Source organism: Kitasatospora sp. NPDC054939, from assembly GCF_053610105.1.
Window position 1 is genome coordinate 1 of sequence record NZ_JBSGXP010000245.1, and the last position, 6,240, is coordinate 6,240.

Genomic DNA, 6,240 nt, shown 5'->3' on the forward strand with positions numbered 1-6,240 from the left:
CGGCGCACACGGTGCGCCGACCCCGGCCTCTTTTGCATTCCCGCTCTCCCGCGCTCCCTCACCCCGCGGCTCGCCGGCACAGCCGCATCCGCATACGACCGATCGGGTGAACTCCGGCGATGTGACGCCGATGTGACGCTACGGCAGACGGCGTAGTGACGGTCCCCCGGGAAACTGACGGCGTCCCCCGAGGAGAGGAGCGCTCATGCCCGTCGCACCCACGTTTCCGGGCGTGTACGTCGCTGGCCGCCGTCCGGGCGGAGCCGCTGCGGGAGAGCTCGCACCGCGCGGTGATCCGGGCGCACCTGGCGGAGGGCAACGTGGTCGAGGCGGTCCGGCAGTTCGCTGCCTGCCGGCGGGTGTTGCGCGAGCAGCTCGGCGTGGAGCCCAGTACGGCGCTGGCCGCGCTGGTGGGTGCCCCACCACCCCCAGCCGTCGCTGTCCCGCTGAGCGCCGACGGCCGGTGGGAGGGGCACGAAGGGGCCGGGCGGCGCCCCGGCAAGTCGGCCTGATGAGTGGTCAATTCGGGAATGTGAACACTGCATTGAAAGCCTTGCCCGCACGAACAGCACGAATGCACGATTGTTGAGCCCTCGCCAAGGCGCGCTGACGGTCGGGGACGCACCCCCCTCCCCCCGACCCCTCCGACAGGAAGCAGCCCCGCCGTGCCCGAGAAGCAGATCCACCTCGCCGCGCAGCTGCCCGGCATCCACCACACCACCGTCTGGTCCGATCCCCGGTCGGAGAGCCAGATCGCCTTCGAGTCCTTCCGGCGGCTCGCGCAGACCGCCGAACGCGGCAAGTTCGACTTCTTCTTCCTCGCCGAGGGCCTGCGGCTGCGCGAGCACAAGGGGCAGGTCTACGACCTCGACGTCGCCGGGCGGCCGGAGTCGCTGACCGTGCTGAGCGCCCTGGCCGCGGTCACCACCCGGCTCGGGCTGGCCGCCACGGTCAACGCCACCTTCAACGAACCGTACGAGGTGGCCCGGCGGCTGGCCACCCTGGACCACCTGAGCGAGGGCCGCGCCGCCTGGAACGTGGTCACCAGCTTCGACGCCTTCACCGGCGAGAACTTCCGCCGCGGCGGCTTCCTCGCCGAGGCCGACCGGTACACGCGGGCAGCCGAGTTCCTAGCCACCGTCCGCGAGCTGTGGGACAGTTGGGGCGAGGACGACGTCCTGGCCGACCCGGCGGGCGGCGAGTTCGTCCGGCCGGGAGCCGGCCGCTTCGAGCACCGCGGCACCCACTTCGACATCGCCGGGCGCTTCTCCACCCCGCGCCCGCCGCAGGGCCACCCGGTGATCATCCAGGCCGGCGACTCCTCCGAGGGCCGGGAGTTCGCCGCCTCCGACGCCGACATCATCTTCAGCAAGTACGACCGGATCGACGACGCCCGCGCCTTCTACCGGGACGTCAAGCGCCGTCTGCCCGCGTACGGGCGGGCCCCGGAGAACCTCAAGATCCTGCCCACCGCGACCTACGCCCTCGGCGACACCCCCGCGGAGGCACAGGAGATCGCCGCCGAGATCCGCCGGCGGCAGATCAGTCCGCAGACCGCGGTCAGCTGGGTCGAGGCGCTGTGGGGCCGGGAGTTCCCCGGCCTGGACCCCGACGGCCCGCTGCCCGCCGTCGAACCGGAGGCGGACAACCTGCTGCTCAGGGGCCACTCCACCTTCCGCACCGGCCGGGCCGAGACCGCCCGGAAGTGGCGGGAGCTGGCCGGGTCCAAGGGCTGGAGCGTCCGGCAGCTGGTCACCGAGGCCACCGGCCGCCAGACCTTCATCGGCACCCCGCGCCAAGTCGCGGACGCGATGGAGGAGTTCGTCCGGACGGGCGGCGCCGACGGCTTCATCCTGGTCCCGCACCTGACGCCGGACGGGCTGGACGACCTGGTCGACCGGGTGGTGCCGCTGCTCCAGGAGAAGGGCGTGTACCGCACCGACTACAGCGGCGACACCCTGCGCGACCACCTCGGCACCCAGGGCCCCCGCCCGTCCCGCACCGCCCCCGACCACCGCACCACCGCCGCGGACACCGGCACGGCTGCCGGGAACCGCACTGCCCCCGACCACCGCACCGCCGCCGCGAAGGAGGCATCGTGACCGAGCTCCACCTCGCCGTCGCTCTGGAGGGTGCCGGCTGGCACCCCGCGGCCTGGCGGGCGGCCGACGCCCGGCCCGCCGAGCTGTTCGGCGCCCGCTACTGGAGCGACCTGGTCACCGAGGCCGAGCGCGGACTGCTGGACTTCGTCACCTTCGAGGACGCCCTCGCCCTGCAGTCCGCGTCCCTGGAGCGCCCCGACGACCGTACCGACCAGGTCCGCGGCCGACTCGACGCCGTCCTGCTGGCCGCCCGGGTCGCCCCGCTCACCTCCCGGATCGGCCTGGTGCCGACCACCAACGTCACCCACACCGAGCCCTTCCACCTCTCCATCGGCATCGCCACCCTGGACCACGCCAGCCTCGGCCGGGCCGGCTGGCGGCCCCAGATCACCTCCCGCGCCGCCGACTCCGCGCACTTCGGCCGGCGCACCACGCCCCAGGTCACCGGCGACGACCTGGCCGACTCGGCCCTGATCGCCGCCCGCCTGAGCGACCTCTTCGACGAGGCCGCCGACGTCGTCGAGGCGGTCCGCCGGCTCTGGGACAGCTGGGAGGACGACGCCGAGATCCGCGACGCCGCCACCGGGCGCTTCCTCGACCGCGACCGCCTGCACCACATCGACTTCGAGGGCCGGTACTTCTCGGTGCGCGGCCCCTCCATCACCCCGCGCTCCCCGCAGGGCCAGCCCCTGGTCACCACGCTCGCCCACGCCGCCGTCCCCTACCGGCTCGCCGCCAGGGGCGCCGACCTGGTCTACCTCACCCCGCACTCCCGGGCCGGCACCGCCGCCGTCCTCGCCGAGGTCGAGGAGGCCAAGGCGCACGTCGGCCGCCCGGCCGACCACCCGCTGAAGACCTTCGCCGACCTGGTGGTGTTCCTCGACGACCGGCCCGGCGCCTCCGCCCGCCGCAAGGAGCACCTGGACGGCCTGGACGGCGCCGAGTTCACCTCCGACGCCGAGGTCTTCACCGGCACCCCGGCCGAACTGGCCGACCTCCTGCTGGACTGGCGGGAGGCCGGACTCGACGGCTTCCGGCTGCGCCCCGGCTCCCTCCCGCACGACCTGCGGGCCGTCACCACGGGGCTGGTCCCCGAGTTGCAGCGCCGCGGCGCCTTCCGCACCGCCTACCGCAGCGACACCCTGCGCGGCCACCTCGGGCTGCCGCGCCCCGCCGGCCGGTACGCCGGCGCCCGCTGAACCGTTCGGCACCACGGACCGCCGGAGCCGGGCAATTCCTTCCGGTCCCGCCCCGGATTCGCACCGAGAATCTCCGGGCCGGGCCGCCCGGAATTCCCGGCGGCCCTGCCCCCCGGTCGGACGGATCCCCGGTCCGGCGCTTCCCGTACACCGCTCCCGCACCGTGCCGACCGGCCCCCTCGCATTCCGGGAACCGGCCCCATCGACCCCACCGAGAATCCACCGACAATCCGCCGGGAGCGCTGACCGGAGATGGTACACGTCCTTGTTGCCGAGGCCCACGCCGAAACCGCTGCTGCACTGGTGCGCGACCTCCGCCGGAAGGGCTACGAAGCCGAGGGCGTCGGCACCGGGAAAGCCGCACTGGAACGGCTGCAGAATGCCGACCTCGTCCTGCTGACGCTCAATCTGCCGGACATCGACGGCCTGGAGATCTGCCGCGCCGTCCGGGCGGCCGGCGACACCCCGCTGATCGCGCTCGCGGACGGGGACGGCGAGGTCGACCGGATCCTCGCGCTGCAGTCCGGCGCCGACGACAGCGTCCGAAGATCCTGCGGGACGCGCGAGCTGATCGCCCGGATCGAGGCGGTGCTCCGGCGCACCCGCCCGCACCCCGCGGCGCCGCCGTCCATCTCCCGCCGGCCGCTGCACATCGACGGCCGCACCCGGGTGGTCCGGATGCACGAGCGGCCGGTCAAGGTCACCGCCAAGGAGTTCGAGCTGCTCTACCTGCTGGCCGCCAACCCGGAGACGGTGCTCTCCCGCAAGGAGCTGATGGCCCGGGTCTGGGACTGCGACTGGCTGGACTCCAGCCGCACCCTCGACACCCACGTCAGCAGCCTGCGCGCCAAACTCGGCGCGGCGAGCTGGATCATCACCGTGCGCGGGGTGGGCTACCGCTTCGGGCACGGCTGACACGCAGCGGAACCGCAGGTGCCGCGCCGGCGTCCGGGCCGCGCGGCACCTGCGGGGATCGTGGGCGCCCGGGCCGCTGCCCAGGCCCTGCGGGCCGCCCGGGTCACGCAGGTCGCCCGGGTCACTCGGGGCCGCTCAGGCCGCAAAGACCGCTCAGGCCGGTCAGGCCGGTCAGGCCGCTCAGGCTGCGAGTTCCGCCAGCCGCCCGAGCAGCGGGTGCAGGCCCCGGCGGTCCGGCGACCCGGGGCCGCCCGACACCCCCGCCGCCCGCCGCGCCCACCACGCGCTCGCCAGGTTGGAGCTCAACAGCAGCGTGCCGGCGGGCCGGTCCGAGCCCCCCGCCTCCTCCAGCGCCGTCAGGGTCTCCGGCGCCTCCAGCAGTTCCAGGGCCTCCAGGGTGTACATCCCGGTGCCGGTGAACAGCAGCGCGCCCCCGTCGCCGGGCACTCCGGCACCGCCCGGCAGTCCGGCGCGGCACAGCTGCCCCAGCAGGTCCTCGGTGGTCACCAGGTACGGGTCGTGGAGGTCGCCGGCCGTCACCTGCACCACCCGGTCGACGGTCAGGCCGGCCTTCTCCCAGTAGCCGCGCGACACCTCGGTCAGCCAGGGCTCGTACGGCGAGACGAGGGTCAGCCGGGTGATGCCGAGGGCCGCGCAGAGGGACAGCACGGCGCCGGCCGAGGACTGCACGGGGAAGCCGGCGCGCTCGCCGAGTTCGCGGCAGTACGCCCGGTCGCCGTCCGGGTCGAGCAGGTAGTGGGAGGCGCTGCAGGCGACCACGGCGGCGTCCAGGGCGAGCGCGCCGAAGCTGTCCAGGCTGCCCGGCAGGGCCTCGTTCCAGGCCTCCAGGGTGTCCCGCAGGGGGACGCCGGGGAGCACCGGGAAGCGGGCGGTGTGCAGGAACGCCCGGGAGCCGAAATAGCGGGTGAACTCCGGCTCCGCGGTCGGGTTCTCGGGTGGGACGACAATCCCGATGCGGGGCGTCGGGGAAACACCCATGACAATTCTCCGTTCACTGCGCGGATAGCGCGGGCAGGGGGCGGCGGGATTTGAGAATAGCTCGTCCGGGATCCGGCAGCAGCCCCCCGGGTTCGAATTGTCAACCCTCCGACATTCTTCTGACAATTCTTGACGAAGGTCTGACACAACCGCTCTTGACGTTCCCCCTCCGAGCAAAGAGGCTGGTCACGTCCCTGCCCCACAGCCCACCGAGGAGTGAATGCCATGGGAGTTTCAGATCCCCGATCGAGGCTTCCGCTCATTTCCGATGCAACCCTCCGGGATTCCGCGCACATGGCCGGCGTCGAGTTCACCGCGAAAGAGGCGGCGACCATCGCGGAACTGCTCGTGAGGACCGGGGTCGAACTGGTCGAGGTGGGGATGGTCTCCGGCCCCTCCTCGGCCGACGCCGACCTGGTGCTGGCCACCCACGAGGCCGTCGGGCCAGAGCGGAGCCTGACCCTGGTCGTGGTCCGCGACCGCCACCAGGTGGCCAAGGCCCTCGACGAGGCCGTCCGGCTCGGCGTCCGCTCCGTGATGCTCTCGATCCCCACCTCGGAGGAGCACGCCGGCCTCAAACTGGCCTCCACCAGCACCAAGTACCTCAACGCGGTGGCCCGGGCCGCGATCGAGCAGAGCAAGGAGCGCGGGCTGCACGTCACGTTCAGCGGCGAGGACGGGGCCCGCACCGAGCGGGGCCGGCTGGTCGAGTACGTGGCGGCGGGCTTCGCGGCGGGCGCGGACCGCTTCCGGCTCGCCGAGACCGTCGCCTGGCTGTCGCCCGGGCAGATGGGCGACCTGATCGGGTCGCTGACCGCGATCGACGGCTCCGAGATCGAGATCCACTCGCACAACATGCTGGGACTGGCGGTCGCCAACTCGCTGGCCGCGTTCGAGGCCGGCGCGGCCTGGATCTCCGCCACCGTCGGCGGGGTCGGCGAGCGCGGCGGGAACGCCCCGCTGGCCGAGGTCCTCACCTCGCTGCGGGTCATCCACGGCGACCACCGCTACGACCTGTCCCACCT

5 protein-coding genes and 1 pseudogene are annotated in these 6,240 nt (G+C 73.5%); 5 read left to right on the forward strand and 1 reads right to left on the reverse strand.

Features of this window, described 5'->3' with window-relative positions:
• The first annotated feature begins 290 nt into the window (after positions 1-290).
• From ACWGB8_RS37350 to ACWGB8_RS37365, 4 genes are all read left to right on the forward strand, one after another.
• Positions 291-512, forward strand: a complete 222-nt coding sequence (locus tag ACWGB8_RS37350; RefSeq protein WP_452218117.1) for a BTAD domain-containing putative transcriptional regulator — start codon at positions 291-293, stop codon at positions 510-512.
• Positions 513-665: 153 nt separating this feature from the next.
• Entirely contained in the window at positions 666-2,102 is a 1,437-nt protein-coding gene (locus ACWGB8_RS37355) for an NtaA/DmoA family FMN-dependent monooxygenase (RefSeq protein WP_452218118.1), read from the forward strand.
• Complete coding sequence (locus tag ACWGB8_RS37360; RefSeq protein WP_452218119.1) at positions 2,099-3,301, forward strand: LLM class flavin-dependent oxidoreductase; 1,203 nt, start codon at positions 2,099-2,101, stop codon at positions 3,299-3,301. The genes ACWGB8_RS37355 and ACWGB8_RS37360 overlap by 4 nt, the downstream gene beginning before the upstream one ends.
• A 252-nt stretch (positions 3,302-3,553) precedes the next feature.
• Positions 3,554-4,216 carry a response regulator transcription factor gene (locus tag ACWGB8_RS37365; protein WP_452218120.1) on the forward strand — a complete coding sequence of 221 codons (663 nt, stop codon included), beginning with the start codon at positions 3,554-3,556 and terminating at the stop codon, positions 4,214-4,216.
• 180 nt (positions 4,217-4,396) lie between these two features.
• On the opposite strand, the gene ACWGB8_RS37370 is transcribed toward ACWGB8_RS37365, so the two are convergent.
• Positions 4,397-5,215, reverse strand: coding sequence for an arylmalonate decarboxylase (locus tag ACWGB8_RS37370; RefSeq protein ID WP_452218121.1), 819 nt, complete (start codon positions 5,213-5,215; stop codon positions 4,397-4,399).
• Between the two features lie 294 nt (positions 5,216-5,509).
• Here ACWGB8_RS37370 and ACWGB8_RS37375 point away from each other — a divergent pair.
• Positions 5,510-6,240 (forward strand): annotated as a pseudogene (locus tag ACWGB8_RS37375) (isopropylmalate synthase); the annotation flags it as partial.

What these genes read in the sequence shown, in the direction of transcription:
- ACWGB8_RS37365 (WP_452218120.1), top strand. Translation starts at nt 3,554, where the DNA reads ATGGTACACGTCCTTGTTGCCGAGGCCCACGCCGAAACCGCTGCTGCA.
- ACWGB8_RS37370 (WP_452218121.1), bottom strand. Translation starts at nt 5,215, where the DNA reads ATGGGTGTTTCCCCGACGCCCCGCATCGGGATTGTCGTCCCACCCGAG.